This window comes from Flavobacterium bizetiae (assembly GCF_902804475.1).
GTDB classification, from domain to species: Bacteria; Bacteroidota; Bacteroidia; order Flavobacteriales; family Flavobacteriaceae; genus Flavobacterium; species Flavobacterium bizetiae.
The window spans coordinates 1-3,203 of the sequence record NZ_CADCSU010000089.1; the positions used below are offsets into that span (position 1 = coordinate 1).

The window sequence follows — 3,203 nt, forward strand, 5'->3', positions numbered from 1 at the left end:
GATTTGCAATGAGAGAAATAGAACAATTATACCACAACAACTTTGGTATTGCCTTTTACTGGAAAAAGGAAAACGAAGTCATAACCGATAAAATACAGTTGGTTTTTAAAGAAACCGGATTTTATTTTACGATACAGGAATTAAATTATTTTTGTGATTTAATCGAAGACAGTTTAATCGAAAATGCTTGTTGTGAAGCTTGTGAATTAAAAAACTCTTGTCACAAATTTTTACTTAAAACTCCTTGTGCTTCAATAGATCTTGCTGTTTCTGTAAAAGAATTAAAATCGATTAAAGATTTAGTTGAAGGTTCTTTGTTCAGAATTGAACTGGACGAATATGTTTACGGAGTTGGCTTAAACTAAGACACATTCTAAATATTTTAACATCATTTTTTCATTATTGAAATATATTTTGATTTTCTTCAAAAAAAAGTATATTTACAGCAATGAAAAAAAACAGAATACTTTTTACTTTTTTGGTTTTGGCAGTTTTCTTTTCAAGCTGCAACAATAAATCTGATGAATATATTGATCCGCGAGGCCCTGACTACGCAGGTTCCGAAAGCTGTATTCAATGTCATCAGACACAATACGACATGGCTTTAAAAAGTGCTCATTTTAAAGCAACTGCTCCGGCAATTTCAGGAAATGTCCTCGGCGATTTCGACGAAAAAAATCATACTTTTATTTATGACAAGGATACCAAAATTGTCATGGAAAAGCGCAACGATAGCCTGTATCAGGTTTTATATAAAAACGGAAAAGAAGTTGAGGCGCATCGTTTTGAAATCGTTTTTGGTACTAAACATGCACAAACATCTGTTTACTGGCGAGACAACAATACTTACGAATTGCCACTTTCATATTATAATGCTATAAATAGCTGGGCAACAAGTCCGGGATTCCCTGCTGACAAGCCTTATTTTGACCGAAAAGTGGTGAGAGACTGTTATGCTTGTCACAGTTCGAATATTAGCAGCAGAAACGTAAATCAGAATCCTGACGAAGTCAATTTTCTATCTGCAGAAGTTGAAGATGTTATCGACAAAAAAACAATTGTTTACGGAATTGATTGTGAGCGTTGCCACGGTCCTGCTAAAAAACATGCCGAATTTCATTTAAAAAATCCACACGTAAAAGTAGCCAATAGCATTGTAAGCTATAAAACATTAAACAGGCAACAAAAACTAGATGCTTGTGCACTTTGCCATTCCGGAAATGACGGAATGAAGATGAAATCCCGCTTTGATTATAAGCTGGGAGATAATTTATCTGAATTTTACAGAAGTACCAGAAATCCTAACGATACAACATTTGACGTGCACGGAAATCAATTTCGCTTAATGTCGCAAAGCAAATGTTTCATCAAAAGCGAAAAAATGGATTGTATTACGTGTCATAATCCGCATGAAAATGCTTCTAAAAACTTAGCTTCCTATTCTAAAATTTGTATGAGTTGTCATCAGGGTTTAAAGCATAATGCAACAACATTAAAAACAATGTCAGGAAGTTTATTGGCAAATAATTGTGTAGAATGCCATATGCCGAAGAAAATGTCGAATGCAATTAAATTTCAGATTTCTAACAGTAAAGAAATGTCGAATTATATTTTAAGAACACACAAAATCGGAATTTATCCTGCTAAATAAACAATAATTATTTCTCGAATTTTTTAAGTTCAAAAGTTTCTCCATCAAAAACGCCATACGTGAAGTAACCAATCCAGTCGCCTAGATTTACATATTTAGCGTCCTGCCCTACTTCTATGATCATAGGTAAATGACGATGTCCGAAGATAAAATAATTATAATGCTGAGTTTCGAGTTTACGTTTGGCGTATAAAACCAGCCATTCGTTCTCTTCACCCAAAAACTTTACATCTTCGTCGCCTGAGATTAATTTGTTTTTAACCGATAAATATTGGGCTAAACTTACACCAACATCCGGATGTAACCAACGGAAAAGCCATTTTGAAAAAGGATTTGTAAATACCTTTTTCATTCGCTTATATCCTTTATCGCCAGGACCTTTTCCGTCTCCGTGACCAATCAGGAATGTTTTTCCGTTAAAAGTAAATTCTTTGTTATCATGATAAACCGGAATATTCAATTCAGTCTCAAAGTAATCATTCATCCATAAATCGTGATTTCCCACGAAAAAATAAATTGGAATTCCGCTATCACGAATTTCGGCTAATTTGCCTAAAACACGCACAAAACCCTTTGGAACAACCGTTTTATACTCGAACCAAAAATCGAATAAATCTCCCAATAAAAAAATAGCTTCCGCATCGTGCTTTACTTCGTCGAGCCAGGCCACAAATTTTTGTTCGCGCGGCAAACTCAACTCAGGCGTTGGAGCACCAAAATGCTGATCTGAAGCGAAATATACTTTTTTCATGTATTGTGAGATGTGGTTTGTGAGATGTGAAACGTTTTACCTTTCACAATTTACTTTTTTCTTTTTACAAATTATCACTCGCGTACCATTCTGCAAACGAAGATTCTGTTTCCTGAAGTTTAAGAGAGAAAAGAGAAATATCTTTTGGTAAACGCGCGATGATTCTTTCTGCAAAATCAACTACCATGTTTTCGCTTGTTGGCTGATATTTTACTAAAATTACATGATGGCCACGATTTTTTAATTCATTTGCCAATTCGATATGAGGCGTAGTTTCGTTAAAAACCGTTGCATGATCAAACTGATCGACGATTTCTTCTTTTACAATTTTCTTTAAGTCCGAAAAATCAATTACCATTCCGAATTTCACATTCGACCGATCTGTGATTGGCGAACCAATAACCGTTACCGATAATTTATAACTGTGCCCGTGAACGTTTTTGCATTTTCCGTCGTAACCGTATAAAGCATGCCCGGTTTCGAAACTAAATTGTTTTGTAATTCTGATATTACTCATCGATTTGAATTTTAGGTTGCAAATTTACAAATTAATAACCGTTTTCATCTCTTTTTTTAGTTCTGTTATACATCCAATATGCAATTCCTATTAAAACTACAAAAGGAATAAACGATCCAATGACCACTCCTATCTGATAATTTCCGTCAGGAGCGTTCTTAATTTTCTCTGCAACATCTACATGCTGGAATAGTGAAATGATATTCATATTAATAATTTTACTATCAAAAATTCCAATATTTTTAAAATTCCAAATTCCAACAACAACTTAATAGTATTGGAAT

5 protein-coding genes are annotated in these 3,203 nt (G+C 34.0%); 2 read left to right on the forward strand and 3 right to left on the reverse strand.

Translation table 11 applies throughout. The annotated features are described in order from the left end of the window. The first annotated feature begins 8 nt into the window (after window positions 1–8). Both FLACOL7796_RS11605 and FLACOL7796_RS11610 read left to right on the forward strand, forming a co-directional pair. Window positions 9–365, forward strand: coding sequence for a hypothetical protein (locus tag FLACOL7796_RS11605; protein WP_173970951.1), 357 nt, complete (start codon window positions 9–11; stop codon window positions 363–365). Between the two features lie 83 nt (window positions 366–448). After that, window positions 449–1,651 (forward strand): cytochrome c3 family protein, encoded by a 1,203-nt coding sequence (locus tag FLACOL7796_RS11610; protein WP_173970947.1) that lies wholly within the window; start codon window positions 449–451, stop codon window positions 1,649–1,651. Window positions 1,652–1,658: 7 nt separating this feature from the next. Here the strand turns inward: FLACOL7796_RS11610 and FLACOL7796_RS11615 are convergent, their stop codons facing one another. The 3 genes from FLACOL7796_RS11615 to FLACOL7796_RS11625 all read right to left on the reverse strand — a co-directional run bounded on the left by FLACOL7796_RS11615 (window position 1,659) and on the right by FLACOL7796_RS11625 (window position 3,127). Further along, the gene (locus FLACOL7796_RS11615; RefSeq protein WP_173970948.1) at window positions 1,659–2,402 is read right to left on the reverse strand and encodes a UDP-2,3-diacylglucosamine diphosphatase; all 744 of its coding nucleotides are present in this window, start codon (window positions 2,400–2,402) and stop codon (window positions 1,659–1,661) included. 64 nt (window positions 2,403–2,466) lie between these two features. Further along, the gene (locus FLACOL7796_RS11620; protein ID WP_173970949.1) at window positions 2,467–2,919 is read right to left on the reverse strand and encodes a 6-pyruvoyl trahydropterin synthase family protein; all 453 of its coding nucleotides are present in this window, start codon (window positions 2,917–2,919) and stop codon (window positions 2,467–2,469) included. A gap of 31 nt (window positions 2,920–2,950) precedes the next feature. Continuing rightward, window positions 2,951–3,127 carry a hypothetical protein gene (locus FLACOL7796_RS11625; protein WP_173970950.1) on the reverse strand — a complete coding sequence of 59 codons (177 nt, stop codon included), beginning with the start codon at window positions 3,125–3,127 and terminating at the stop codon, window positions 2,951–2,953. Window positions 3,128–3,203: the final 76 nt, after the last annotated feature.